Source organism: Chryseobacterium artocarpi (assembly GCF_001684975.1).
GTDB lineage: Bacteria > Bacteroidota > Bacteroidia > Flavobacteriales > Weeksellaceae > Chryseobacterium > Chryseobacterium artocarpi.
The window spans coordinates 215,436-241,655 of the sequence record NZ_MAYH01000034.1 but is presented as its reverse complement, the minus strand read 5'-3'; the positions used below and the strand labels follow the sequence as shown (position 1 = coordinate 241,655).

Annotated in this window: 22 protein-coding genes; 9 read left to right on the top strand and 13 right to left on the bottom strand. The window is 35.7% G+C overall.

Features of this window, described 5'->3' with window-relative positions:
• Positions 1-56 precede the first annotated feature (56 nt).
• A complete protein-coding gene (locus tag BBI01_RS12700) occupies positions 57-1,775 on the top strand; it encodes a T9SS type A sorting domain-containing protein (RefSeq protein WP_065395044.1) in 1,719 nt (572 codons plus the stop codon).
• Between the two features lie 264 nt (positions 1,776-2,039).
• Here BBI01_RS12700 and lnt read toward each other — a convergent pair whose 3' ends face one another.
• On the bottom strand, positions 2,040-3,674 hold the full coding sequence (gene lnt, locus BBI01_RS12695) for an apolipoprotein N-acyltransferase (protein WP_065395043.1): 1,635 nt from the start codon (positions 3,672-3,674) through the stop codon (positions 2,040-2,042).
• Between the two features lie 55 nt (positions 3,675-3,729).
• Here lnt and BBI01_RS12690 point away from each other — a divergent pair, with 55 nt between their 5' ends.
• Positions 3,730-4,152, top strand: coding sequence for a VanZ family protein (locus BBI01_RS12690; RefSeq protein WP_065395042.1), 423 nt, complete (start codon positions 3,730-3,732; stop codon positions 4,150-4,152).
• On the opposite strand, the gene proC is transcribed toward BBI01_RS12690, so the two are convergent.
• Positions 4,133-4,936, bottom strand: coding sequence for a pyrroline-5-carboxylate reductase (gene proC / locus BBI01_RS12685; protein WP_065395041.1), 804 nt, complete (start codon positions 4,934-4,936; stop codon positions 4,133-4,135). The genes BBI01_RS12690 and proC overlap by 20 nt on opposite strands.
• A 242-nt stretch (positions 4,937-5,178) precedes the next feature.
• On the opposite strand from proC, the gene BBI01_RS12680 reads away from it, so the two are divergent.
• A complete protein-coding gene (locus tag BBI01_RS12680; RefSeq protein ID WP_065395040.1) occupies positions 5,179-5,832 on the top strand; it encodes a hypothetical protein in 654 nt (217 codons plus the stop codon).
• An 85-nt stretch (positions 5,833-5,917) separates the two neighbouring features.
• Here the strand turns inward: BBI01_RS12680 and murB are convergent, their stop codons facing one another.
• From murB to BBI01_RS12665, 3 genes are read right to left on the bottom strand one after another with little or no spacing between them, the layout of a single operon-like run.
• On the bottom strand, positions 5,918-6,931 hold the full coding sequence (gene murB, locus BBI01_RS12675; RefSeq protein WP_065395039.1) for a UDP-N-acetylmuramate dehydrogenase: 1,014 nt from the start codon (positions 6,929-6,931) through the stop codon (positions 5,918-5,920).
• Positions 6,932-6,935: 4 nt separating this feature from the next.
• Positions 6,936-7,418, bottom strand: coding sequence for a hypothetical protein (locus BBI01_RS12670; RefSeq protein WP_065395038.1), 483 nt, complete (start codon positions 7,416-7,418; stop codon positions 6,936-6,938).
• Between the two features lie 13 nt (positions 7,419-7,431).
• Positions 7,432-8,637 carry a pyridoxal phosphate-dependent aminotransferase gene (locus BBI01_RS12665; RefSeq protein ID WP_065395037.1) on the bottom strand — a complete coding sequence of 402 codons (1,206 nt, stop codon included), beginning with the start codon at positions 8,635-8,637 and terminating at the stop codon, positions 7,432-7,434.
• Positions 8,638-8,862: 225 nt separating this feature from the next.
• Here BBI01_RS12665 and BBI01_RS12660 point away from each other — a divergent pair, with 225 nt between their 5' ends.
• Complete coding sequence (locus tag BBI01_RS12660) at positions 8,863-10,668, top strand: T9SS type A sorting domain-containing protein (protein ID WP_165602246.1); 1,806 nt, start codon at positions 8,863-8,865, stop codon at positions 10,666-10,668.
• Positions 10,669-10,824: 156 nt separating this feature from the next.
• Positions 10,825-11,280, top strand: a complete 456-nt coding sequence (locus BBI01_RS12655; protein WP_065395035.1) for a DUF1801 domain-containing protein — start codon at positions 10,825-10,827, stop codon at positions 11,278-11,280.
• A gap of 94 nt (positions 11,281-11,374) precedes the next feature.
• Here the strand turns inward: BBI01_RS12655 and BBI01_RS12650 are convergent, their stop codons facing one another.
• The 4 genes from BBI01_RS12650 to BBI01_RS12635 are packed head-to-tail and all read right to left on the bottom strand — an operon-like array spanning position 11,375 to position 17,346.
• Positions 11,375-12,634 (bottom strand): TolC family protein, encoded by a 1,260-nt coding sequence (locus BBI01_RS12650; RefSeq protein ID WP_185114353.1) that lies wholly within the window; start codon positions 12,632-12,634, stop codon positions 11,375-11,377.
• Entirely contained in the window at positions 12,624-15,719 is a 3,096-nt protein-coding gene (locus tag BBI01_RS12645) for an efflux RND transporter permease subunit (protein ID WP_065395033.1), read from the bottom strand. The genes BBI01_RS12650 and BBI01_RS12645 overlap by 11 nt, the downstream gene beginning before the upstream one ends.
• 42 nt (positions 15,720-15,761) lie before the next feature.
• Positions 15,762-16,859 carry an efflux RND transporter periplasmic adaptor subunit gene (locus BBI01_RS12640; RefSeq protein ID WP_065395032.1) on the bottom strand — a complete coding sequence of 366 codons (1,098 nt, stop codon included), beginning with the start codon at positions 16,857-16,859 and terminating at the stop codon, positions 15,762-15,764.
• Positions 16,860-16,863: 4 nt separating this feature from the next.
• On the bottom strand, positions 16,864-17,346 hold the full coding sequence (locus BBI01_RS12635; protein WP_065395031.1) for an MgtC/SapB family protein: 483 nt from the start codon (positions 17,344-17,346) through the stop codon (positions 16,864-16,866).
• A 442-nt stretch (positions 17,347-17,788) separates the two neighbouring features.
• Here BBI01_RS12635 and BBI01_RS12630 point away from each other — a divergent pair, with 442 nt between their 5' ends.
• Positions 17,789-18,640, top strand: a complete 852-nt coding sequence (locus BBI01_RS12630) for an EamA family transporter (protein WP_065395030.1) — start codon at positions 17,789-17,791, stop codon at positions 18,638-18,640.
• 231 nt (positions 18,641-18,871) lie between these two features.
• Here the strand turns inward: BBI01_RS12630 and BBI01_RS12625 are convergent, their stop codons facing one another.
• Positions 18,872-20,239, bottom strand: a complete 1,368-nt coding sequence (locus tag BBI01_RS12625; RefSeq protein WP_065395029.1) for an ATP-binding protein — start codon at positions 20,237-20,239, stop codon at positions 18,872-18,874.
• Positions 20,240-20,249: 10 nt separating this feature from the next.
• Entirely contained in the window at positions 20,250-20,948 is a 699-nt protein-coding gene (locus tag BBI01_RS12620) for a response regulator transcription factor (protein WP_065395028.1), read from the bottom strand.
• A 117-nt stretch (positions 20,949-21,065) separates the two neighbouring features.
• Between BBI01_RS12620 and BBI01_RS12615 the strand changes: the two genes are divergently transcribed.
• On the top strand, positions 21,066-21,713 hold the full coding sequence (locus BBI01_RS12615; RefSeq protein ID WP_083190099.1) for a YiiX/YebB-like N1pC/P60 family cysteine hydrolase: 648 nt from the start codon (positions 21,066-21,068) through the stop codon (positions 21,711-21,713).
• Between the two features lie 160 nt (positions 21,714-21,873).
• Positions 21,874-22,185 (top strand): NIL domain-containing protein, encoded by a 312-nt coding sequence (locus tag BBI01_RS12610; protein ID WP_065395027.1) that lies wholly within the window; start codon positions 21,874-21,876, stop codon positions 22,183-22,185.
• 395 nt (positions 22,186-22,580) lie between these two features.
• Here the strand turns inward: BBI01_RS12610 and murA are convergent, their stop codons facing one another.
• Both murA and BBI01_RS12600 read right to left on the bottom strand, forming a co-directional pair.
• Complete coding sequence (murA, locus tag BBI01_RS12605) at positions 22,581-23,888, bottom strand: UDP-N-acetylglucosamine 1-carboxyvinyltransferase (protein WP_065395026.1); 1,308 nt, start codon at positions 23,886-23,888, stop codon at positions 22,581-22,583.
• Positions 23,888-24,559: a DUF4290 domain-containing protein gene (locus tag BBI01_RS12600; protein WP_065395025.1), complete on the bottom strand. Its 672-nt coding sequence runs from the start codon at positions 24,557-24,559 to the stop codon at positions 23,888-23,890. Before BBI01_RS12600 ends, murA begins: the two co-directional genes overlap by 1 nt.
• Positions 24,560-24,746: 187 nt before the next feature.
• On the opposite strand from BBI01_RS12600, the gene BBI01_RS12595 reads away from it, so the two are divergent.
• Positions 24,747-26,186: an alpha-amylase gene (locus tag BBI01_RS12595; protein WP_065395024.1), complete on the top strand. Its 1,440-nt coding sequence runs from the start codon at positions 24,747-24,749 to the stop codon at positions 26,184-26,186.
• Positions 26,187-26,220 lie beyond the last annotated feature (34 nt).

Here is a 26,220-nt window from a genome sequence, read left to right as displayed (position 1 = left end):
CAAGCAGAGAATTTAATATTCTATCTTTGTTTTTAATTAATCTAAATAAAAACAATATGAAGAGAATTTATATTCTATTGTCTATGCTTCCAGTTGGTCTGTGTGCTCAGAGTTTTACTGAGGTACAAACCGGAATGAATAACTTTTATTTTTCTGCTGCTGATATTGCTGATGTTGATAATAACGGTACGCTGGATATTGTAGTCAATGGAGCCATAGATTCTGATGGAGACGGACAGCCGGATGCTACCTATAATGAGGTGTATCAGAATAATGGTACAACTTTACTGCCTTATACTGATTTTGGAGGGGATGTGACCCATTTGGGAGATGTAAAATTCATCGATTATAATAATGACGGATTGATGGATATTATTTCAGCAGGGCAGAGTTATATGGATATCGTGAATTATAAACAGTATCGATTTAAAAATACGGGAGTAGGTTTTATCAAAGAAGCGGAACTTCCCGGGAAAATTTATGGTTCTATAGAGGTTTTTGATTTTAATCATGATGGAAAATCTGATTATGCATTGAATGGAACTCAGTCTGCCCATGGAGGAGGATTTAGAAATACCATCGATTTTTATAAAAATACAGGACTTGGGTTTGATATGACTGAAAACTGGGTAGATGGTACTCAGAATGGGAATTTTAAGGTAGTAGATCTTAATAATGACCAGCTTCTGGATGTTGTTGTGATAGGTTCAGATATCAATGGAGATCCGGTGTCTAAAGTATATATGAACCAGGGCGGAACATTGGTTCATACTCAGAGTCTTGATTCTCTTATTTCCGGTAAACTGGAGGTAGCAGATTTTAATGCGGATGGTTTTCAGGATCTTGTTGTTGTAGGAAAAGACACTAATGATGATCCTTATATGGCTGTTTTAATGAATGATGGAACTGGAAATCTGATTACTCAGCAGATGAATTCATTTGATATTTCTGAAGCATCTGTAAGCGTAGGTGATTTAAACAATGATGGATATTATGATTTTATAATTTCAGGAGATGTTAATTTTAATGCGGTTGTAAAAACTTACTTATATAATGTTGCCAGCCAGACTTTTACTGAAGGAACAACATCAGGGTTGCATAGCCTTGGAGGTCCGGGAGTGGTACAACTATTTGATTTTAATAATGATCATCATCTGGATGTCTTACTGTCAGGGTTTGATTGGGCTCATCAGGATATGCCTTCCCTGACTAAGCTTTTTAAAAATGATGTTCAGACTACGAATGCAAAACCAACGGCTCCAACGCTGCTTAATGTGTCTAAAAACGGAAACCGATTTAATTTTACATGGAGTGGCGCAACGGATGATAAAACTCCAACAAATGCATTACGCTATGAAATAAAAGTAGGATCAACGCAAGGGGCGCAGGATATTGCTAAGTATGTAGTGACAACACCTTCATGGTTTCTGGATTTAGATCCGTCAGTTGAAAATGTATATTGGAGCGTAAGGTCTATTGATGCCTCAAAAGTATATTCTGATGTTTCTACATTAGGTACATTATCAACAAAAGAATCTACCGCAAATTTTGCAAAACAGCACCTTGTTATCTATCCGAATCCAACTTCTGATAAGGTTTACATCAAAGGTGATAAAATTTCGGAGGCTGAAATTTATTCAATAGATGGAAGGAAACTAAATGTGACATTAAACGGAGATCAGTCTATGAATGTCTCTCATTTACCAAAAGGAGTATATCTATTAAAACTGAAAATAAAAAATGAAATAATTACCAAAAAACTCACTATTAAATAACTGAATCATTTATTCTATCTTGAGAGAAGCCAGACGTCCAGCTGGCTTCTCTTTTTTTTTGTTTTAAAAATCTGTTATTATTATTATTATTATTATTATTATTATTATGAAATATTTTCTCGCAGATTTTACAGATTATGCAGATGTTTGTGCAATTAGTGTTTAAGAAAAAATCTGCGTTATCAGCTCAATCCGCGAGAAATTAATAGCTCTCAGATCTTGCAGATAACGCAGACATATTTATTAGTATAATCTACTTAAAGATTAAGCTTTCTTTGTTTTTGCCTGAAACCATTTAATCAGATAATAGAACAATAAGAACCCCAAAGCAAACATTGAAAATCTAGAAAGAAGATCTCCGGCTCTTGAGTAGAACGTCAAATTTTCATAGAGATTCACTTTTGCAAATAATGCCGTTTGATCACCATAGAAAGTATCAGCTACTACCTCACCTTTTGCATTGATGTGTGCTGAAATACCACTGTTTGCAGCACGGGCAATTTCTCTTCTGGTTTCAATAGCCCTTAATTTTGCATAGGATAAAAGCTGTTTATGCCCTTCTGTAACGCCCCACCATGAGTCGTTGGTCATAATTCCAAGGAAATTGGCACCTTTTTTTACATAATCAGTTACAAACTCTCCATAAATACTTTCGTAGCAGATAATAGGAGCTATTTTTCCTTTGTTGTAAGGGTTTGAAAATGCCACTCTTTCTTTGTCAGTTCCCAAAGAGGCTACTGTTCCTCCCAGATTAAGCATTGCATCTCCCAGAATAGGTTTTAATACGCTCATATAAGGGAAAATTTCAACTCCCGGAACCAGTTTGCCTTTATGATATACCTGAACTTTTTGCTGTGGTGCAATTTGGATTGCTGTATTATAACTTTCTGCCCACATGCCGGAATTGATCTGGTAAGCTTCCTTAGGCAATGCTGTAGGGTTAAAATACAAACGGTGTGAAGATATTCCTGTCGCGAAAACGGACCCCGGATGTTGGGATAAAAATTCTTTTACATTGTTGATCAGTAAACTTTTTTCAAAGCCTGTTTCAGAAATTGAACCTCTGCCCGGAAGTGCAGTTTCAGGAGCGATATAATAATCAATCTTTGTAGTAGAGTTCTTTCCTGCAAGGGTAAGAAGATCCTGCTCAATCGTTAAACTATCTTTGGAATACTTTTCAGCATAAGGATCGAGATCGGGCTGTAGCATCAGTATATTGACCTGTCCTATTGGTTGGTCATTAAAGCTATTGTATTTAATCACTGAAATGATCATCGGAATTGCAATTAAAGCAGCAATGATAGAAGAGTTTTTGATCAGATCTTTTTTCTTCCTTCCGGCTTCCCATGTTCTTACGGTGTAGAAAATTAAAACATTGATTAATAGAATCCAGAAGCTTCCACCAGTTGCTCCTAAAGTATCATACCATTGGATCAATTTAGGATAATCTGAAAATACGTTTCCTAAGTTCAGCCATGGCCATGTAAGTTCCCAATTCAGATGGAATTTTTCAAAACTCATCCAGATTGCTATAAAAAATCCAAGTCCCCAATAGGTTCCCTGTGCATTTTTATACCAATGATAACACTGGAAAACCAACGAGTACAAAAGGGAGTTTACAAGCACCGGAAAGACAACTGCCATCATAGAATGGCTTCCATCCGGGTTTTTGGAACCGTACAGCCATCCGGTAGTGACAATATTCCAGATGATAAAACAAAGGTAAGAGAGTCCGAAAACGACCCAGCCTTTTCTTTTATAACTTGAAAATTTTGAAATTCCATGTTCCATCATCAGAAGAGGAACAAGAGCGAAAAATATAAAAAACGGAACTCCATAAGTAGGCCAAGAGACCGACAGCAGCATTGCTGAAATAAGTGTAAGTAGAACGTATTTCATTAAATTATTTTAACATACAAATTTAATGTTTTTGAAATGAATATATTAGCATCTGATGTTAAAGAAAATATATAAAACTGTTATCCTTCCTTATACGTTGTTTTTGCTGTACCTGATGTTTCTCGGGATGGGCAGATTTCAGTATGATGATAACCTGATTACGGTAGAACCTATATTTTCCACCATCAATTTTATACAGGGAGTAAGAGACTGGAAGGAGATTGTAATGATTGTTCTTGGAAATATAGTGATGTTTATTCCCTTTGGTTTTCTTGGATGGATTTTTCCCAAACTGAGAGATTTAAAGACTCTTGTTCTTAATTTTATCCCAGCCATTACCATTGTAGAAGCACTTCAGTATTTTACAAGAATGGGAATATTTGAGATAGACGATATCATCCTGAATACTTTTGGGGTGTATTTAGGTTGGTTACTTTGCAGATTTATTGAAAAAAAGTTTAGGAATTTAGTTCTTTAGCTCGCTTTTCAGCATTTAGAATTCCTTGTTTTAAAATTTCTTTAAAATGATTTTCCTCGAAAGTTTTTAATGCCGCTTCTGTAGTTCCGCCTTTGGATGCCACATCTTTAATAAGCTCTTCAAGATTTTTCTCTGAATTATTGATCAGATGATAAGCGCCAAGCATCGTCTGCTTTACAAAAAGTTTAGAAAGGTTTTCTTCAATTCCCATCTCAATTCCTGCTTTGATCATTGCATCAATGATGTAGTAGAAATAGGCAGGACCACTTCCTGAAAGAGCGGTAACACCATCCAATAAATTTTCGTCCTCCAGATACACTGATCTTCCGGTACTGTTCAGTAACCGTTCAATATTAATAAGCTGGCTGAAAGAAATTCCTTCTGCTGCTGTATAACCCGTGATTCCCATTCCTAAAAGAGTAGGAGAGTTAGGCATAGCTCTTACGACTAAAGGATGGTTTAATGATTTTTGAATTTTTTCAATATTTATTCCAGCCATGATGGATAATACCATCTGATTTTCCTTTAATCTAAATTGAATATTTTGAACAACATTTTGAAAATCCTGAGGTTTTACAGCAATGATGATTAAATCGGCATCTAATTCTGTTACCTCATCAAAAGTGGATGTTTTTGATTTGGGGAATTCTTCCGCTATTTTGGAGATCTTAGATTGGCTTCTGGTAATAAGATGAAGATTTTCCGGTTTGATGAGCTCGTATTTCAAAAATGATTTTGAAAAGGACAGTCCCATATTTCCGGCTCCCAAAATAGCTATTGTCATGCTGTGTTGATTTGGTTTCAAAAGATATTTTTATGCTAAAATAAATAATTAATCTCGTTCTGTCGGAAAAGCAGACTGATTTTTCACTTTAGTTTTTGAGGGGCAATGAATTGAATTTTTATCATACAGGTAATTTTGTAGGTATTTATATAATTTACTGTAGTTAATGACGTGTATAATGGTAAGTATGTAATTTATTTTTATTTGTTTTAAATTAATTTAGCGGGATAAAATATAATAGTATGAAAAAATTAACAATCCGCCTGTTGGCTTGTCTATCATTAGCATTTTTTGTTGAATGTAGTGATTCAGACCAATTATCAAATCAAATAGAAATCTCTGTAAAAAATCAGACTGAAGATTTGGTTACAGTAAAAACTTTTAATTTTAATAAGAGCTCACGGAAAGAGCGTGCTGTATTTCTTAAGAAATGTTTAAAAGATCCTATTGGTATGGGAATGATAAAATTTGAAAGTAGTAAAATAAGAGAATATAATATAAAAAATAAATCTCTTGAAAGGCTACTTATGAAGGAAAGTGAAAGAAAAGATGTCTATTTTTTTGAGGAATTTTTTACTGTTCTGCCAAAAGAAAACACGTCAAATAAGAATATTGTTTCCAAATTAGATGGCTATTGTTATTATGGAGACAGTCAAATTAGTGTTTGCTCAGGAGTAATATATGCCAATACAAGTCATGGTATTGTGAATGATAATTGTCAAAACTACAAAATGGGATTTAATTTGAACATAATGCATGCTTATACCGGTTATGAATATGGTGGAGGTGGAGATTCATCATATTTTTTACAAGCATGTGCATGGGATATGGATCCATATGGTGATTCAGGAAGAGCTGTAGCAGCAGCTCCCGTAGAAGAAGTTTTTACACTCTGAAATTGAAAATACTAAAAACAGTGCATTAATTTTAAATGCACTGTTTCTCTTTAAAGTAAGTCTTCACTTCAGGGTGGCAATATGCCTAAATGATATTCACTTCTCTTTCGAGTTCTATCCCGAATTTTTCTTTTACAGAATTGATGATTTCAGTAGAAAAATCAAAAATTTCTTTTCCGGTAGCGGTACCGGTAGCATTAATGATTACTAAGGACTGAAGTTTATGTGAAGCTACATTTCCTATTTGTTTTCCTTTCCATCCGCATTGCTCAATCAGCCATCCGGCAGGAACTTTTACCATTGCTCCGTTAGGATATCCTTGAATATTTTCAAACTTTTGCTGTAATGCTTCAAATTGCGCCAGAGGAATCGTAGGATTTTTAAAGAAACTTCCCGCATTTCCGATTTGCTTAGGATCAGGTAATTTGCTTTGTCGGATATTGATTACCGCTTGGGATACATCCTGAATCGTAGGTTTCTCAATGCCCAGATTCTGTAGTTCAGAAGTAATAGCGCCATATTCAGTTTTAATATGATGATTTTTTTTGGTAAGCTTAAAGGTAACTTCCATGATGATGTATTTTCCTTTTCCTTCCTGCTTAAAAATAGAATCTCTGTATCCGAATCTGCACTTTTCAAGATCAAAAGTTTCTACAGTCTGATTTTCTAAATTTAATACCTGACAGTTTACAAATACATCTTTAATTTCAGTTCCGTAAGCTCCGATATTCTGCATTGGAGAAGTTCCTACATTCCCTGGAATTAAAGAAAGATTTTCCAGTCCGCCATAGTTTTTACTCAGGCAAAACATTACGAATTCATGCCAGTTTTCTCCTGCTTTTGCAGTAACCAGAACTTCATTGTTGTTAAGATTTTCCTCGGAAATACCTTTTAAATTAAGCTTAATAGCAAGACCATCAAAATCCTTTGTCAGAAGAATATTACTTCCGCCTCCTAAAAATAAAAGTGACAGAGATTTCTCTTTTGAAAAGTTGAGAGCGTCTTTTAATTCTTCAATGTTATGGATTTCAATGAAGTATTTTGCTTTGGCATCTACGCCGAATGTATTGTAAGGTTTTAAGGAAAAATTTTCTTGCATGTTTTTATTTGTATTCTTTTGGAAGAATTTGGTCTAATTGCTCTTTAATCTGCTGAAGTTGCTTGTAACGTACCGTATCCACATAGGAATTTACGTACAGGTGCGATTTTTTTGGAGTACGAATCTGAAAGGTTTCATCAATTCCGTCTACAGGCTGTAAGCTTGGAGAACTTTTGATATAATCCAGATCTTTGATAGTGACGGATGAGGTCAGTTTTTTCCATGTTGCAGGGCTTATTGCGGATCTCCATTTTTTATGGGTCTGATTTGCCGTTAATCCCTTTTCCACACTGATGGAGTCTTTGGTGACTTTTATAATCCTGTAATTGCCAAGTTGCCCTCCTACATTGGATAAACTGATAAAGTTGATCTCGTTTGGATTTTTACTGACCGCTTTTTGAGGCTTGGGCTGATCACAAGAAAAAAATGCCGACAGCAAAAGAATCGAAAACAATATTTTCAGATAAGTATTTTTTGTTGTCGGCATTTAAATATAATTTTTATAGGCTGAATTCTTCTCTATACTTTTTTAAAGCTTCTTTCAGAATTTCGGCACTTTTCTTTAAATCTTCTTCTTTTAAAACGTAAGCAATTCTTACCTGCTTTTTACCCAGTTCAGGGTTGCTGTAGAATCCACCTGCCGGAGCTACCATGATGGTTTCATTGTTCAGAGAGTATTTCTCTAACAACCATTGTGCGAATTTCTCAGTATCATCTACCGGAAGTTCAGCAACACAATAGAAAGCACCTCTTGGCTTAGGGCAGATTACCCCAGGAATAGCATTTAAAAGGTCTACTAAAACATTTCTTCTGTGAGTGTATTCTTCTCTTACTGCTCTGATGTAAGGACCATCATTCTGATGTGCTGCAGTCGCTGCAATCTGTCCTAAAAGAACAGGGCTTAATCTTGCCTGAGCAAAAAGCATTGCTGCATTACGGATTTTTTGAGAACGGGTAACCATACATCCGATTCTTACTCCACACATAGAATAACGCTTGGATTCTGAGTCGATAATGATGCAGTTTTCGCTTAATTCAGGGAAATCCAGCATTGAGATCTGCTGTTTTCCGTCATATACATATTCTCTGTATACTTCGTCAGAGATGATTACGATATCGTATTTTAAAGCAATTTCAGAAAGCTTTTGAAGCTCTTCACGAGTATAAAGGTATCCTGTAGGGTTTCCCGGGTTACAGATTACAATTGCTCTTGTTTTTTCAGTGATTTTTTTCTCGAATTCTTCAATTGGAGGTAATGCAAAACCTGTATCAATAGTAGAAGGTACCGCTACTACATTTACGTCAAATGTACTTGTGAAACCATTATAGTTTGCATAATAAGGTTCTGGAATGATCACCTCATCACCTTCGTCACATAATGTAGAAATAGCAAAGTTCAGTGCTTCAGAACCACCATTCGTAACAATGAAATTATCCGGTGTTAAATCTGAAAAACCTAAAGAATGATAATATTCTGTAAGGGCTTTTCTGTATTCGATATTCCCTTCAGAAAGCGCATATTCCAATACTTTAAGATCAATATTCTTTAAAGCATTTAAAGCTGTTTCCGGAGTTTCAATATCAGGCTGCCCGATATTTAGGTGATATACTTTTATTCCTTTTTGTTTTGCTTGTAACGCAAAGGGAACCAGTTTTCTTACCGGCGATGGCGGCATATGAAGTGCTCTGTTTGAAATATTCGGCATTGTTCAAAAATTTGTATGACAAAAATAGGATTTAATTTCTCAATAATAAAATTAAGGGAAAGAAGATCGTTCTTAATTATGCTATAAAACCCTTTTTCCAAAGTGAATAATTTTAATTTATTAATGTATATGTTGAGTTAATTTTTGATAATTTTTTGAATATTTATTAAAAATTATATTTTTATATTGATATTTTTCTTAATTTTCACCACAAATATGAATAAAATGACAATAAATTTATTTTCTAGAGTAATTCCCGCAATTGCTCTTCTTTCAGCTTCATCTTTGATAGCACAAAATTTCCAAACCATGCCGATTAGTTCGGGATATACCCAAGATGTAATTGCTAATGGAGTAGGTTCAGCCATGAACTCTACAACAACTGATGTAGATGGAGTTTCTTATGCTTTTGTATCAAGAGATTTTCAGTTGACATCAAGCAGTACACCGCTTACTTATGGTCTTCCTTCGAATGGAATCGTTAATTCGGTGGTGGCATCTACCGCCGGACTAAGTTTTCAGTTAGGGGATTATTTTGGAAATAATTCTTTGAAAATCAGCAGTTCTGCGGCAGGAAGTAATTCTGGAACAATTACATTTACGACTCCTATAGCAGCTTTTAAGCTTTATATGCTTTCTACCAGCGGTAGCGGAGCGTCTACTGTAAATATTACTGTGAATTTTACGGATAATACAACGCAGACTTTTACAGGACAGAGTATTTCAGACTGGTATGATGGGATTGGTTTTGCCATTCAGGGAATTGGAAGGATCCTAAGAACTACAAATGTTTTGGAATCCAGCAGTACAAATCCAAGATTATATCAGACCGCTTTAACGATTGATGCTGCTAATCAGACAAAACCTATTCAAAGTGTAACAGTAACAAAAACAAATACTGCGGGGGTAATGAATGTGTTTGCTTTTTCAGCAGATGCCTATACGAGTTGCCTTGCGCCTGTTTTGTCAAATACCGGAACGGTAACTTCAAATTCAGCTGACATTTCATGGACCATGCCTGCAGGAAATCCGGGTGTAAGTCATGATATTTACTATAGCACAAGTTCCACTCCTCCTACGGCTGCAACAACTCCGAATCATTTTGATGTTCAGGGAACTTCTTATACCCTTGCCAATTTATCTCCAAGTACTACTTATTATTATTGGGTAAGAACAAATTGTACAGGTGCTACAAGTAAGAGTGCGTGGTCATTCTCTAAATCTTTCACTACATTATGTGGATCCATTGTTCCTTCATATACCAATGATTTTAGTACTTTCCCTGGAAATTGCTGGGTAAACAATTTAACAGGAGGAAGCCCGGATACAGGACCTACAGGTACTACTATTTCGCCACTTTGGACATCGCGTAATTTTTTAAATGTAGCGGCTAACGGACCTTCCGCACACATGAATATTTATTCCAACAATAGAATCGGATGGCTTAAAACGGTACCTTTTAACCTTTCAGCAGGAGGATATAGAGTGAAGTTTAAATACGCTGTTTCCACTTATTCAGGAACTGCTGCTTCAGCGATGGGTGATGATGATCTTGTTCATTTTATGGCTTCAGAAGATGGAGGAACTACCTGGACAATATTGGAATCATGGGGACCTAATAATGCTCCGTCTAATACTGCGAATGAATTTGTTTATAATCTGACAGCTAATACAGGTGCAAATACAATATTTGCATTCTACGGAACTTCAGGAACGGTAAATAATAGCTTGGATTATAATTTCTATGTGGATGATTTTACTGTAGAAGCAGCTCAGTTAAGTACTTCAGAGGTAAATCGCCAAGTAAAGAAGGCAGAAGTTCATCCTAATCCTTTTAAGGATATTCTTTATATCACAGATACAAAAAATGTGAAATCTGTAATGGTAGCTGATACTTCAGGAAGAGTAGTGTCAACTGTTGAAGGCGCTGTGAAAGAACTAGATTTAAGTAAATTGAATTCAGGATTGTATTTTGTTACCCTTTATTTTAAGGATGGCTCTCAATCTACTGTAAAAACAATAAAGAAATAATTTTTTTAGTGTAAGTAAAGTTGGGCGGCAGTACATCTTTGTATTGCCGCTTTTTTATGATATAAGGTGTAAAAGTTGAAAATCAACTTTATCCTTAAAAAATAATCAATCAATTAATAATTTTTGTTAATTTGAAAATCTAAAAACTCACTGAAAATGCAAATTCTATCGAACTCATTAGAAGATTATCTTTCTAAGATACCTGAAGAAAGACAGGAGCCGTTTAAGAAACTTTTTGATGCAATTAATGACAATTTACCAAAAGGTTTTGAAGAAACTTCCAATTACGGAATGATAGGGTGGGTTGTTCCCTTAGAAACTTATCCTGCGGGCTATCATTGTACGCCAAATACTCCTTTGCCGTTTATCAATCTGGCTTCACAAAAGAATTTTATAGCTTTATATCATATGGGGTTGTATTCCCGTCCGGAGCTTTTAGATTGGTTTGTTGCAGAGTATCCGAAACATTCCAAAAAGAAGCTGGACATGGGGAAATCATGTGTACGTTTTAAAAACCCGGAAGATATTCCTTTTGAATTGATTGCGGAACTGAGTCAAAAGATGACAGTAAAAGACTGGATTGATATTTATGAATCTAAGTATAAGAAATAAAAAAAGCCCTGAATCATATGGATGTCAGGGCTTTTTTAGGTATGAAGTTACTATTGTGTTTCTGCGAGCTTATTATTAAAAATATTCCCGCTTTTTAAAAATCAATATCCCAGATTCCTGCTTTACGTTCAAGATCAATTAAAGCAGAAGCATTGTCAGCAAGGAGCTGGAAATAATTCTGACGAAGCTCGTTGTATGTTCTTTGGGCATTGAGAACTTCCAGAATAGAACTTTCTCCACGCTGATAGCTGTAAGTAATTCCTTTTAATATACTTTCAGCTTCTGTTAACATGCCATTGTCAAATTGTTGCAGCTGTTTTTGTGCAAAAGTATACTGTTGATAAGCCTGAGTAATTTCCATTCGAATACTGTTTTCAATCTGTTTGTATTCTGTTTCTGCCTGAGAGTAGCTCATTTCTGCAATTTTTAAATCTGCATTCCTTCGATTTGAGAATTTTAAAGGAACACTAATCCCTAATTTTACGGTGTTGACAGCAGGTGAAGGTGCTATTTCATTATTGGCAACGGTGTTGTGTCCTGCTCCAGCACTTAATCCTAAATCTATGACACGATTGGCTTTTTCAAGTTTAATTCGGCTCGCTGCAGTATTGATATTCTGTTTTGAAGCTAAAAGATCTGCTCTTTCGTTGAAGGCATTGATGATAAGATCATTCAACGTATAGCTTCTGTTAAAAGAATTGAGATTTCCTGTGACTTCTTTTCCAGTGCTGTCGCTGCCAATAAAATCTGACAAAGCAGTGATCGATTGTTGTTGAGCTCCTTCAAGCTGATAAACTTCATTAAGCAAAGAAGTGGCTTCCAGTCTGCTTTGTTGGGAAGTAACTTTTGAAATGTCTCCTAATTTGTATCGGATACTATCGGATTTTGCCAGCTTAAGCATGCTTTGATAAGATTCTTTCTGAACGTTCAGTAAGGCTTTTGATTTTAAAGCTTCAATATAACTTAAGGTAGCATCAGCAAGCAGATTTCTTACATAATCCTGTAGCTGTAATTTGGAATATTCAGCTTCATTTTTTGCTGTTTCTATTCTTGCTTTTCTTTTTCCACCCAGTTCAAGAGTCCAGCTGATTGCTCCGCCCATAGTATATCCCATGTCCTTGGAAACCCCGTTGTTTGAGGTTTCCATTTCTATTTGAGGATCAGGAAAAATTCCGGCAGTAAGGATAGAGGCTTCTGCAATACTGACATTGTACTTCTGTGCAGCTAGCCCGAGGTTTTTATCCTTTACATACTTCAGATACTCATTGAAGGAGATAGGCTCATTTTCAGATTGTGCCTTGGTGAAAATACCAGTTGCAGTACAAAATAATATGATTAAAAAATTAGATTTCATGAGATGTTGCATTTTGTTTTTCAAAACGATATTCAGCTAAATAATAAATGGCAGGAAGTACAAAAAGGGTAAGGAAAGTAGAGAACATCAATCCATACACAATGACGGTAGCCAAAGGTCTTTGTACATCTGATCCAATGCCTGTAGCAAGTGATGCCGGTAATAATCCTATAATTGCTACGGATGCTGTCATCAATACGGGTCTGAAGCGGTCCTTTGCTCCCTGGATAACCGATGCTTTCAATGGAACTCCTCCTTTTCTGAGCGTATTGATATGGGAAACCATGATCACTCCATTTTGAATGGCAACTCCAAATAAGGCAATGAAACCTACGGCGGAAGAAACATTCAATGACATTCCCCTGATATTGAGCGCCAGCATTCCTCCAAATAAAGCAAGCGGAATAATACTCATTAAAATCAATGCCTGTCTGAAAGTTCCAAAGGCACCATAAAGTAAAAGGAACATCACAGCCAATGCTAAAGGAACAATAACTGCAAGCCTTGAATAAGCTCTGTTTTTATTTTCAAATTGTCCGCCCCATTTGATCTGGTATTTTTCATGGTCATAACGGATGTTTTTTTCAATGCTTTTTTGTGCATCGTTGAGGAATGATGTAAGATCTCGACCTCTCAGATTGAGTTTTACGGTAAGATGTCTCTTATTCATTTCCCTGGTAATGGTGCTTTCCCCTGTACTTAATTTTACGGTTGCTATCTGTGAAAGAGGAATTTTGGCTCCTGATGAAGAAGCAAGCATCAGGTTTCCTATTTTTTCAGGAGTATTACGGCTGTTTTCCACATAGCGGCAGGAAATATCATACACTTTGTTACCAATGAAAATTTGCGAGACGGCTTTTCCTCCAAGAGCGGTTTCAATAAGATCAGTAACATCGGAAACGTTCAGTCCGTATTGTGCGATTTTATTTCTGTCGGCAATAATTTGCAATTGAGGAAGCGGGGGCTCCTGATCAATGGCAAGATCTGCGGAACCGGGAATAGTTTTTAGTAATGAAAGAACATTTTCGGCAACCTGTCTTGTTCCTGCGAAATCATCACCATAGATTTTTACCACTAATTCACTGTGGGCTCCGGATATTTTATCCATTACTCCATCAATCATTGGTTGGGAAAAACCAACTGTAAAGCCTGGCATTTCCTTGTAATCTTCTGCAAGTTCTTTGATGAGGTCCGCTTTTGTTTTTCCTGATGCCCATTCTTTGTAAGGTTTGATTCCTACGGATACTTCAAAGTGGGAAGCTGTCCATGGATCGGTACCATCATCATTACGTCCTGCCTGTACCATGATGTAAGTGACTTCGGAATGTTTCATAGTTCTGAGACGGAGAGAATCACTCATTTCCTGTGCTTTTTTCAGAGAAATTCCGGGTGGAAGCTGTACCTGCAACCAGATGGATCCTTCGTCAAGTTCCGGTAAGAAATCTTTACCCACGCTGTAGGAAAGAATTCCGGCTCCCAGTAATACAATTCCGGCTGGAATGAAAATCTTTTTTGGTGCGGACATGATTTTATCAATTCCTTTTCCATAAGCATTGCTTACTTTTTCAAGCCATTGGTTGTGATAAAGTTTTCTGGGCTTTCTGTAAATCATATAAGCAAGCCCGGGAATTAATAGTAAAGCTACTGCTAAAGCTCCTAATAATGCGTATCCTACTGTAAATGCCATGGGAGTAAATAATTTTTTTTCCACTCTTTCAAATGCGAATAAAGGCAGGTAAGCCGTAATGATGATAATTCCGGAAAAGAATATCGGTTTCGCAATTTCAGTGGCTTTTTGAATGATTGTTTTCTCTTCCAGTTCTTTGTCGGGATGTTCCTCTCTCTGTCTTAAAATAGCTTCCAGCATTACAATAGAACCATCTACAATAATCCCGAAATCTATGGCTCCCAATGAAAGAAGGTTTGCCGGAATATTGGTAAAATGCATTAAAATAAAAGCAATAAGAAGTGAAAATGGAATGGTGATCGCCGTTAAAAGAGCCCCACGCCAGCTTCCAAGGAATACAATCAATATAATAATGACTAATACAATGCCTTCCGTCAATGTATGAGAAACCGTATTAAGAGTTGTTTTTACTAGATCAGTTCTGTCCAGATAGGTATGAATTTTTACACCAGCCGGAAGAATATTTTTGTTGAGTTCATCTACTGCTTCATGTACGCCAATCAAAACCTGTGACGGATTTTGTCCTTTTAATAATAAGACGATTCCACCTACACTTTCATTATAGTTTCTGTTTCTATCGGTAAACCCAAGGATTCCTTTACGTTCAAGGTTCCCATATTTTAAAGTTCCGATATCATTTAAAAAAACAGGAACTCCTTTTTCGGTCTTTACAACGGTTTTTCCAAGATCGTCAAGATTTTTGATCAATCCTATTCCACGAACTACATACGCCAGATCTCCACGGGGAAGCATACTTCCTCCTGCACTGGCATTGTTTTTACTGATTGTTTCAATAATTTCTGCTAAAGAAAGACCGTATTGCTCAAGTTTATTGGGATCAAGTTCGATCTGAAACTGAGTGGTAATCCCTCCAAAATTGGTTACATCTGCAATCCCTGAGACCTGTTTTATTCTGGGAATAATAACGAAATTCTGAAGATCGGTAAGTTCTCTTAAGCTATGATTGTCACTTTCAATCACGTATCTGTAAATTTCTCCTACGGGCGAGGTTAAAGGATCCAAACCCGGCTGTGCTCCATAAGGTAAGGAAACTTCAGCAAGCCTTTCCTGGATACGCTGTCTAGCCCAATAATCATCAATACCGTCATCAAAAACGATGGTAATCATGGATAGTCCGAACGTGCTTTTACTTCGCATCACGTGCATTCCGGGAATTCCGTTGAGAGCTCTTTCCAGAGGAATGGTAATCTGTTGTTCTACTTCTTCAGCAGCCAAGCCCTGTACCTGTGTTACAACCTGTGAAGTAGTATCTGCAATATCGGGATAAGCTTCAACGGAAAGCTTAGTCCATGAATAATATCCAAAAAATCCTAATAATATAAAAAGAGCCAGTATAAGCCACTTTTTCTGTATGGAAACTGTTAATAACTTTTTCATATTCTCACTTTAATGGGAAGCTTAAACTTCCTCAATGAACATTTATTTTACATCCAAAAGATAGATTCCTCCTGTTGTCATGATCTCATCGCCGGATTTTAGCCCTGATGTGATCTTTACGGTTTTCTCCGAAGCTTCAGTAGTCGTCACATTACGCTTCATAAATTGATTTTTTCCTGTTTTGATCCATACATATTGATTGTCGTCTTTTTGCATCAGTGCGGAGGTAGGGATGATAATTGTGTTTTCAGAATCGGTAGAATAGATGATAGTGGCAAACATGCCGGGTTTTAATGTTCTGTCGAGATTATTACATTCTATTAAAACTTTGATACTTCGTGTAGCTTCATCTACCCAGTCGTTAATATGGTATACTTTTCCAGTAATGGCTCTGTCAGGATAGGTATTGACTTTCACGGATACCTGATCTCCATTTTTGATAAAACGAAGATCTTTTTCTTTGACTTCTCCGGAGATCCAAACTTTTGAAAGTTCAGCAACAATCATTACGGGTTCAGCATCTTCACGGAGATATTGTCCGGTAACAATTTTGTTGGAAATAACTTCTCCGGCAATAGGAGCCCTTACAATCAATCCTCCGGAACCTTTACTTTGACTGTTGTAAATCTTTAAAGCTGTAGATGCATTGGACAGTGAGATTTTTTTATTTTTAAATTCGGTCTCTGCTTCTTCCAGTTCTTTCTGTATACCTACGCCATGTTTTACAAGATCCTGTTGGCGTTTATATCTTTTTTCTGCCAAACCCGCTTCATTCAACGCGTCAGAATATTCTTTCTGTACATCCAGATAGCCTGATGAGAGCACTTCAAATAAAGGACTTCCGGCACTTACTTTCTGACCAATATTAACAAAAGCCTTGGTTATTCTTCCTGAAAAAGGGCTTGCTATCTCTGCGTAATTATTGGGTATCGCTTCTATGGTTCCTACAGAAGTAATGTCATGATTATATTCCTGATCACTGACAGTTAAAGTTTTAATTTTCTTTAAAATAGGACTGCTCTCTGGGATGGTAACCTGATTATTTTTAACAATAATTTCCTGTTCCGGAGACTGCTGAGGTACATTGTCTTTGCATGAGGCTGCAAAAAGTATGATAATGCTTAAGATTATTCTTTTCATGATCTTAATAAAATTGAGTACTGTTGCTGATTTTTGGTTTTGTATTATTCTTTTTCTTGTTAATGACCAGCTTTTTACTTCGTGCTTCCTTTTGGGTAGATAAAGTAGGGCGTAGAAATATATTGGTAGAAACAATGAAAAAGACGGTAATGAGTGCTTCTTTTGGATATCCCAGAGCGCATAATGCTCCTATTGCTGCGGAACACCATAAGGTAGCTGCGGTATTCAATCCTCTTACGGTAAGCCCATCTTTCATGATCACACCACCACCAAGAAAACCAATTCCGCTGACGATATAAGAGGTGATTCTTCCGGCTGCATCACCACCAATTCTGATGGCAATCAGTACAAATGCTGCGGAGCCTATGCAAACTAAAGTATTGGTGCGAAGACCTGCATTTTTTTTACGCCACTGTCTTTCGAAACCTATGCCGGCTCCTAAACAGAATGCAGTCAATAAACGAAGTGTAAATTCAAATGTATTCATAACTTTTCCTTTTTTTATAAAGCCTGTAAGCTGTACGGGAAAAGTGAATACAACTAAAGCTTTTAAGATTGATAATTACTGTAAGGATCTGCGTCCATGTGCTTTATTTTTTACAGTGCAAAAGTAGGAAGAGTGGCTTTTTTAAGCCGTTAGAAAAGCTTTAGAATGCTATTAGAATTTTATTAGAAAAAATGAGGAAAGGACTTTTTAAATTAAGAATCATATAATTAATAGTGTTATTTGATGCTATGTATAGATTGATTAATGGTTACAGATTAAGAAATAAAGCTTTCATCTGTAACCATTTTTTAAGATAAAATTTCAATACATTTGGCAAAAGTCCAGCTTTTTACTATACTATTATTAATTTTGTAGAATAAAGCTTGTTTTATTTCCTGGTTTCATACCAAAAGTTGTCTTTATAAATTATATAATTTTAGAAATGAAAAATTCGAATTTAGCGATTCCTGCTACACTTTTAGCGATCATCTGCGTACAGGGTGGAGCATCTATTGCCAAACAGCTCTTCCCGGCAATTGGTGCTATTGGAACCGTTACTTTGAGGATTGTACTTTCTGCAATTCTGTTGACCATCATTAATCGTCCCAAATTTTTAGAATTTACACCACAAAAGTGGAAATATTGCGCCATGTATGGAACGGGGCTGGCAGCTATGAATCTTATTTTTTATATGGCGATTCAAAGAATACCTCTAGGATTAGCTGTTACCGTTGAGTTTGCAGGACCTTTATTTCTTGCATTAGCATTGTCCCGTAAAGTGTTGGACGTTGTATGGGCATTATTAGCTTGTGTAGGAATATTGCTTATTGTTCCGTGGAAGAGTGATCATATAGATTTGTTAGGACTTGGATTAGCTTTTCTTGCTGGTATATTCTGGGCTCTTTATATCGTAATGGGTGGAAAAGTTTCTAAAATAATGGATGGAAAAGATGCTGTAACCACGGGGATGCTATTTGCCAGTCTTGTGATTATTCCTTTTACAATTTGGGACGGTGCGGTTTTTAATATGACTCCAACCATTTTTATAAAAGGTTTGGGGGTTGCTATTTTATCCAGCGCTTTACCATTTTCATTAGAAATGATGGCTCTGAAAAAGCTTCCAGCTAAAACTTTCAGTATTCTGATGAGTCTGGAACCTGCATTTGCGGCACTCTCGGGATTAGTTTTCTTAGCGGAAGAACTTTCTTTTTTACAGTGGATTTCTATTAGTTGTGTTATTGCGGCAAGTATAGGAACTACCGTTTTCAATAAAGCGGCAGCTTCTCATACTTAAAGCCGCTCAATATTTAAACTATTTGTGGTTATTATATTTCTTGATAAATAATTGTATTATTTTATGCTCCCACAGTTTGCGCTAATTTACAATGGTTTTCACTGATGTTTTTAGATAAGAATATCAGGGTTTTTCAAAACTTAAGTGTACTTTTATGCATAAAGCTTGTTACTTAAAATAGCTTAAGTGTTTAAAATCTTTTGTGACTTTTGTGGTTCAAAAAGAGGTAGACTAAGTCGTTTCAATTTCAAATATCACTGTAAATACGGTTTCATTATTTTCAGAGACCACTTTTATAGTTGCATGATGCAGGTGAATAATTTTTTCTGTCAGAAAAAGCCCGATTCCATATCCTTTTTCCTTTGTTGAATCTTCACTTCTATAAAATGGCTCAAAAATATGTAATAAGTCATTCTGAGAAATAGTAATTCCTGTATTGATAAATTGGATTGAAAGTGTTTTTGAGTCTCCTTTCACTTCAATGGAGCATGTGTGTATTGGAGAATATTTACAGGCATTATCGATGAGATTGTTGAAGGCAACCTGTAACAGATATTCATTCCCTTGTAGAAGGAGTTGAGGTTCATCAATATCGCTATCAATATTCAAAGAAACTTTATATTCTGAATTCTCTTTTATTATCTTTGAATAAGACTCCAGAAGAATTTCATCAAGTCGTATTTCAGAAAAACTTATTTCATTAGGATCATAGCTCGCTTTGGCAAGATCCATTAAACTGTTGGATAATTTGACCATATTTCTGGCGTCATCCAAAGCATATTGAATAGTTTGTTGATATTCCTCTTGTGTCTGTTCTTTTTCAGAAGAATGTTCCAATTCTGTAATAATGGCAGATAACGGGGTGCGAAGTTCATGTGAAATATTAGAAACAAAATGTTTTTGAGCATCAAAAGAATTCTCAAGCCTTTCCAGCATTCCGTTGAAGTTTTGGGCTAACTCATTAAGTTCATCTTTTTCACCTGTTGTTTTCAGACGTAATTGTAACTTTCCGGCAGTTATTTTTTTTATTTGGCTCACCATTTCACTGAGTGGGTTCAATGCTTTTTTTGAAAGAAATATTCCTGCCAGATAAACCAGAATCAAAATGCTGATAAAAGCTATGATACTGATGGTTAATAAATGGTTGATCGAGCTATATCCGTATTGGTCATATCCTGCTGCTGTTACCAGATATTCTTTTCCGTTATGAGAATAAATGGTTCCTATTGCTTGTAGATCATCAATAAAGAAACTGAGCTCTTTCTTTTTCTGAATATTAGAAAGCATTTTAGGATCTTCCTTTACGTAATCTACCTTTGAGTCATCATGATAAATCAGGTTGAATTCCGGATCATAGATGGCTACCTGAACCTCGTTGATGGTTTTTGTATTGTTCTTGTAAACACGATGCATTTCCTTTTCACTCAATGTACTTTGGAAAAAAAGATTTGCCTTTGCCACCGCTTCATTTCTCAGCTGAGCATAGAATGAAATTTCCCTTGCTTCACTTGAAGAATAATATACCGCAATACCATAAAACACCATCAGCATTGCCGTGACAAAGGTAAAAAGTAAGGTAAGACGGGTTCTGACTTTCATGTGTTAAGAATTATTGCTGATGTTCCTCGTATCCTTTTTTTAAAATAAAACCCATTCCGGCTTTGGTATGAATCAGTTTATTTTCAAAATCCTTATCAATTTTCTTTCTGATATAATTGATATATACGTCAATGAAATTGGTTCCGGTATCAAAATGAGTTTCCCATACGTTTTCGGCAATTTCCGAACGGGAAAGAACTCTTTCAGGGTTTTCAAGCATGTATTTCATCAGATTGAACTCTTTTGGGGTAAGCTTAATCGCAATTCCGCTTCGGCTTACAGATTTCAGCTTGAGATCCATTTCAATGCTTTCGTATTTTAATACTTGTTCTGTAGGTGAGTGAAGCGAGAATCTTTTCATTAAAACTTTAACCCTTGCAATCAGTTCACGCATTTCAAAAGGTTTGGTAAGATAATCATCAGCTCCTGAATCAAAACCTTCCAGTTTGTCATCTGTAGTTCCCAGTGCTGTAAGCATAATGACAGGAATCAGGGGTTTTAAGGTCTTAATTTCTTTACAAAAATCCAATCCATTTTTTAACGGAACAATAATATCAGTAATAATGAGATCAAAATCCTGAGTAGAGGCAAGTTCTGTGGCTTTTTCACCATCATAGGCAAAACTTACATCCATATCCTGTTCCAAAAGTCCTCTACCAATAAGGCGTGAAAGTCTTTTATCATCTTCAACAAGCAAAATATGAGGCATAAGAAAGGATAGTGTGTTTGGGTTACTAAGAGAAGTTACTCGATATGCACTACAAATGTAATGATTTCTATTTTGTAATTTTGAGCAGAAATAATAATTAGAATACAGAAATTTAAAATGATCTTGAATAAAAAAGGAATTGGTAAAGGGTTTTTGATCCTTTTGATTGTACTGTTTGTACAGTGTACTTCTTATCAGGGGACAAGCCAACTTCAAAATGGTGATTTACTTTTTGTAACAGCAAAGGAAACCGGACTTTCCGGGGCAATTAATAATGTTACTCAAAAACAGAAAGCAGCTTCATTTGATCATATTGGTATTTTAGAAAAGGACGGAAATAAAATGTACGTTTTGCACGCTGCTCCAAAAGGAGGATCTCAAAAACAAAATCTGAAGAGTTTTATTAACGATCAGAAAAAAGATCAGCAAAATATTGTTGTCTACCGCCTGAAGCCTGAATATCAAAACTCAATTCCAGCAGCCATTACAAAGGCAAATTCTATGTTAGGAAAACCTTATAATTTCAACTATATCTTAGATGAAAGCTCGTACTATTGTTCAGATTTTGTGGAAAGAGCTTTTCGGGATAATCATATTTTTAAATTAGAACCAATGACTTTCATTGATCCAAAAACAAAAAAAGTTAATACTTTCTGGGAAGAATTTTATAGTAAGAAAAACCTGAAAGTACCTGAAGGAGAGCTAGGTTGTAATCCGAATGGATTGGCTGGATCAGAAAAACTAAAAAGGGTAGGAGATCTTTAAAATATGAGGAGAAGCAATTATTGCTTCTCTTTTTTTTAAAATTTTTTCAAAAATATTAGTCTACTAATTTGGTGGACTAATATTTTTTTATATTTTTGTGACAGATTTAAATGCAGAGCGCAATATGATCTGAGAGTATTTAACCCAAAAATGTTTAACGATGATTACACCTAACCCAAGCCTGCAGGTTTTTCAAAATAAACTGAACCTGCCTAAAAAAGAATTGTTATTGGAAATAGAATTAAATGGTAAAATGAAATTTGAGCATTTAATGAACACCATCCACAATCAATTGGGAATTTGTCATAGAGTGTTGTCAGCAAACGTTGAATATGTAAACGGATATAGTTTTGGTTCGGTACAGTTGTATATAAATGCAAATTCAGAGGACTATCATAAACTTGAAGTCTATTTGAATAAAAATAAACTTCTGAATACAACGGTGGAGTACTTCTGCCGAAAATATTCTTAAGGGAGATTCATATAGTTTTAATTACCCAAAGTGTCCGGTTCTTTTACCGGACGCTTTTTTTATGCTCTCGCAGATTAAACACATTACGCAGATTTTTTAATAAAAAGTAAATATTGACCTCTACAAACTTTCAATCTTAACAAATATTCCAATGGATGGAATGAAAATTCCCCTACTCTGGAGGGGTGGCAAAAATTCAAAGAATTTTTGATGGGGTAGCCATAAAAAGAACAATTATTACTTTCTTAAATACAAAGTTCTATTCTCCAAATCCCATATTTTAAGACCGCAAAGAGATAATCAATTAAAATTCATTTGATGAAGCTTACGTAAAAACGAGGGAAATAAAAAAGCGCTCAGATTTCTCTGAACGCTCTATAGTAATAAAAATAAGTTTAAATTCTTTCGATATCAGCACCTAATGCTTTTAGTCTTCCATCGATGTTTTCATATCCTCTGTCGATTTGCTCGATGTTATGGATAATAGATTTTCCTTCTGCAGAAAGGGCTGCAATAAGAAGGGCGTTACCAGCTCTAATATCTGGGGAAACCATTGTAGTTCCTCTTAACGGCGCTTCCTGATTCAATCCGATTACTGTAGCTCTGTGCGGATCACATAAAATGATCTGAGCTCCCATATCAATTAATTTATCTACAAAGAATAATCTGGATTCAAACATTTTCTGATGAACCAAAATACTTCCTTTAGCCTGAGTAGCCACTACCAGAATAATAGATAATAAATCCGGTGTGAAACCTGGCCATGGAGCATCGGAAATAGTAAGGATAGATCCGTCAATAAATTTCTGAATTTTATAATGTTCCTGAGCCGGGATGTAAATATCATCACCACTTTGCTCAAGCTGAATTCCTAGTTTTCTGAATGTATTTGGAATTACTCCCAATTGATTCCAGTTTACATTTTTGATAGTGATTTCAGATTTTGTCATAGCTGCAAGCCCAATCCAAGATCCGATTTCTACCATATCCGGAAGCATAGTGTGTTCAGTACCTCTTAAATAATCTACCCCTTCAATGGTAAGAAGATTAGATCCGATTCCTGAAATATTTGCTCCCATTCTGTTCAGCATTTTACATAATTGCTGAAGGTAAGGTTCGCAAGCAGCGTTGTAAATTCTTGTTTTACCTTTTGCTAAAGCTGCAGCCATTACAATATTAGCCGTTCCCGTTACAGAAGCTTCTTCCAACAGGATGAATTTTCCTGTAAGTTCTTTCGCTTTTAAAGAATAGAAATATTCCTCTTCATCATAATGGAACTCCGCACCAAGTTCTACTAATCCCTGGAAATGGGTATCCAATCTTCTTCTTCCGATCTTATCACCTCCAGGTGTTGGCATATAAGCTTCTCCATAACGAGCTAACATTGGTCCCATCAACATGATAGATCCACGTAACTTTGCACCGTCTTTTTTGAATTCGTTTGACTTTATATAATCGAAGTTTACTTTATCAGCCTTGAAAGTATAATCTCCATGGCCGTTTTTAGTAACTTTTACTCCGAAATCTCCAAGAATCTCAATCAGTCTGTTTACATCATGAATGTCCGGAATATTTTTAATTCTTACTTCCTCGTCAGTTAACAAAACTGCACATAAAATTTGTAGAGCTTCATTCTTAGCTCCTTGTGGAGTTATTTCACCCTGCAGTCTTTTTCCTCCTCTTATTTGAAATGTTCCACTCATTATTTTCTGTTTTTATGATTGTTGTTATGCCTTCTTTTATTAGGTTGGTTCTTATTGTTATTATTGTTGTTCCCGCTATTTCGGTTGTTGTTATTGTTGTTTCGGTTGTTATTATTGCTAGTATAATAAATTTTACTCTTTTCAAGAGAATCAATTCCTGTAAGATCCAACCTGTTTTCTGATAATTCTTTCAGATGTCTGAAAATAACATCATCCGTTACGTGTTCTTTATTGTAAACATTGTAAGACTTCTTCATATTGTTGGCAATTACCTCAATAAGGGCTTCTTTTTCATCACCCGTCTCCAGTTCAATTGCTTTTTCTATTAATTGAAGAATACTTTTTCCGTAAAATTTAAAGTCACCCTGCAGTTTTGGATATTCCATTCTTTTAGGTTTTTCTGCCAATTGTTCCATGGTAGGGAACGGATAAGGAGAATCTACATCCAAATCATGATTGGCAAGAATAAAAAGATGATCCCAAAGTTTATGTTTATAATTTTCTTCGTCGCGAAGTTGTGGGTTTCTCTGACCCATAAAATCGATGATTGCCATAGCCATTTCGTTCCTTTCCTCTTTGGTAGGAAGTTCTTTGCAGCGCTCAACCAACTGTTGTATAATTCTGCCGTATTCCGGCATATGAAGCTGAGTTTTTTGGGTATTGTATTCCATAGTATGCAAATATATGGATTAAAAGAAAAATTGTTTCGAGAATCTTAAAAATTTATGATTTTTTAATGAAAAATTTAGATGAGTTTCTTCTTGAATTATTATTTAAAATAAAAATATTTCTCGTTATATTGAATTTGTTTTCAATAAAAATGTAATTTAGTTAATAGGTTAATAATTGAATTTTACAATGAGAAAAACGAATTTTATTCTTTCCCTATTGGCTTTAGCCCTGATCAGCTCTTGTCAGAACAGAGATGAAGCTGATATAAAAACTTCTCAACAGGAAGAAGTACATGATAAAATTGTAAATGTTACCCATCATGACGGAAAACCTTTCAGTACGGGAAGCGGATCTGGCTCAGCTCACGCAAAATTTGTAGCAGGACCTGGTGGCAGTGTTCTGATGCAGGGATTTTATTGGGATGTTCCTGATGGTGGTAACTGGTGGAATACGGTTAAAGACAAATTAACAGCGTGGTCTAATGCAGGAATTGGTGCAGTCTGGCTTCCTCCGGCTTCAAAAGCGCAGAATGGTGCCTATTCTATGGGGTATGATCCTACTGATTATTATGATTTTGGAAACTTTAATCAAAACGGAAGCGTAGAAACCCGTTTTGGATCAAGAATAGAACTAGAAGCATTGATTACAAAAGCTCACGCAGAAAATATGCAGGTTTATGCTGATATCGTTATTAATCATAACAGTGGCGGGCAATCTGAAGCCAATCCTTTTACAGGAACAAATACATGGACTAACTTTTCTGGAGTTGCTTCCGGAAAGTTTCAGAGAAATTATAACGACTTTTATAAAAATTCTTACGGAAACAATGATGAAGGTGCCTTTGGTGGATTTCCAGATCTTTGTCATGCTAATCCTCATGTACAGGATTGGCTTTGGGGAAGAGATGATTCGGTAGCGAAGTACTATAAAAATGTGATGAAATTTGATGGCTGGAGATTTGATTACGTTAAAGGTTTTGGTCCCTGGGTCGTTAATACATGGAACTCAAAAGTAGGTGGTTTTTCTGTAGGTGAATTGTGGGATTCCAATGTCAATACTTTAGAATGGTGGGCAAATAATGCAAACAGTTCTGTATTTGATTTTGCTGCGTATTATAAAATGGATGAAGCTTTTGATAACGGAAATCTGAATGTGTTGAATGATGATATGATGTGGAAAAGAAATCCTTACAAAGCGGTAACCTTCGTGGCAAATCATGATACGGATGTTATCTATAATAAAATGCCGGCATATGCCTATATTTTAACTCATGAAGGGTATCCTACCATTTTTTACCGGGATTATGAAGAGTGGCTGAATAAGGAAAGATTAAATAATCTAATTTGGATTCATAATAATAAAGCTACCGGAACAACCTCTATTTTATATACAGACAATGATGAATATATTGCAAGACGTAACGGATACAATGGAAATCCGGGATTAGTCGTATATATCAATACCTCGTCAAACTGGCAGGAAAGATGGGTTGATACCAATTGGAGTAATCAGCAGATCAAAGATTTTACAGGGCATTCGACTTGGTATCCGACTACGCAGGCAGATAAGCGTGTGAAAATTCAATGTCCACCGAATAGTTATTCTGTATGGTCACTTAATTTATAAATAATGAGTAACGTATTCAGAGCTCAAAACTTAA

Excerpts from the sequence above, each read along its gene's own strand:
- BBI01_RS12680 (WP_065395040.1), top strand. The coding sequence starts at position 5,179 with ATGAAAAAATTAACAATCCGCCTGTTGGCTTGTCTATCATTAGCATTT.
- BBI01_RS12610 (WP_065395027.1), top strand. The coding sequence starts at position 21,874 with ATGATTACACCTAACCCAAGCCTGCAGGTTTTTCAAAATAAACTGAAC.
- proC (WP_065395041.1), bottom strand. The coding sequence starts at position 4,936 with ATGACAATAGCTATTTTGGGAGCCGGAAATATGGGACTGTCCTTTTCA.
- BBI01_RS12615 (WP_083190099.1), top strand. The coding sequence starts at position 21,066 with ATGATCTTGAATAAAAAAGGAATTGGTAAAGGGTTTTTGATCCTTTTG.
- BBI01_RS12625 (WP_065395029.1), bottom strand. The coding sequence starts at position 20,239 with ATGAAAGTCAGAACCCGTCTTACCTTACTTTTTACCTTTGTCACGGCA.
- murA (WP_065395026.1), bottom strand. The coding sequence starts at position 23,888 with ATGAGTGGAACATTTCAAATAAGAGGAGGAAAAAGACTGCAGGGTGAA.
- BBI01_RS12700 (WP_065395044.1), top strand. The coding sequence starts at position 57 with ATGAAGAGAATTTATATTCTATTGTCTATGCTTCCAGTTGGTCTGTGT.
- BBI01_RS12645 (WP_065395033.1), bottom strand. The coding sequence starts at position 15,719 with ATGAAAAAGTTATTAACAGTTTCCATACAGAAAAAGTGGCTTATACTG.
- BBI01_RS12640 (WP_065395032.1), bottom strand. The coding sequence starts at position 16,859 with ATGAAAAGAATAATCTTAAGCATTATCATACTTTTTGCAGCCTCATGC.
- BBI01_RS12620 (WP_065395028.1), bottom strand. The coding sequence starts at position 20,948 with ATGCCTCATATTTTGCTTGTTGAAGATGATAAAAGACTTTCACGCCTT.
- BBI01_RS12690 (WP_065395042.1), top strand. The coding sequence starts at position 3,730 with ATGTTAAAGAAAATATATAAAACTGTTATCCTTCCTTATACGTTGTTT.
- BBI01_RS12600 (WP_065395025.1), bottom strand. The coding sequence starts at position 24,559 with ATGGAATACAATACCCAAAAAACTCAGCTTCATATGCCGGAATACGGC.
- BBI01_RS12660 (WP_165602246.1), top strand. The coding sequence starts at position 8,863 with ATGACAATAAATTTATTTTCTAGAGTAATTCCCGCAATTGCTCTTCTT.
- BBI01_RS12655 (WP_065395035.1), top strand. The coding sequence starts at position 10,825 with ATGCAAATTCTATCGAACTCATTAGAAGATTATCTTTCTAAGATACCT.
- BBI01_RS12665 (WP_065395037.1), bottom strand. The coding sequence starts at position 8,637 with ATGCCGAATATTTCAAACAGAGCACTTCATATGCCGCCATCGCCGGTA.
- BBI01_RS12670 (WP_065395038.1), bottom strand. The coding sequence starts at position 7,418 with ATGCCGACAACAAAAAATACTTATCTGAAAATATTGTTTTCGATTCTT.
- BBI01_RS12630 (WP_065395030.1), top strand. The coding sequence starts at position 17,789 with ATGAAAAATTCGAATTTAGCGATTCCTGCTACACTTTTAGCGATCATC.
- murB (WP_065395039.1), bottom strand. The coding sequence starts at position 6,931 with ATGCAAGAAAATTTTTCCTTAAAACCTTACAATACATTCGGCGTAGAT.
- BBI01_RS12635 (WP_065395031.1), bottom strand. The coding sequence starts at position 17,346 with ATGAATACATTTGAATTTACACTTCGTTTATTGACTGCATTCTGTTTA.
- BBI01_RS12595 (WP_065395024.1), top strand. The coding sequence starts at position 24,747 with ATGAGAAAAACGAATTTTATTCTTTCCCTATTGGCTTTAGCCCTGATC.
- lnt (WP_065395043.1), bottom strand. The coding sequence starts at position 3,674 with ATGAAATACGTTCTACTTACACTTATTTCAGCAATGCTGCTGTCGGTC.
- BBI01_RS12650 (WP_185114353.1), bottom strand. The coding sequence starts at position 12,634 with ATGAAATCTAATTTTTTAATCATATTATTTTGTACTGCAACTGGTATT.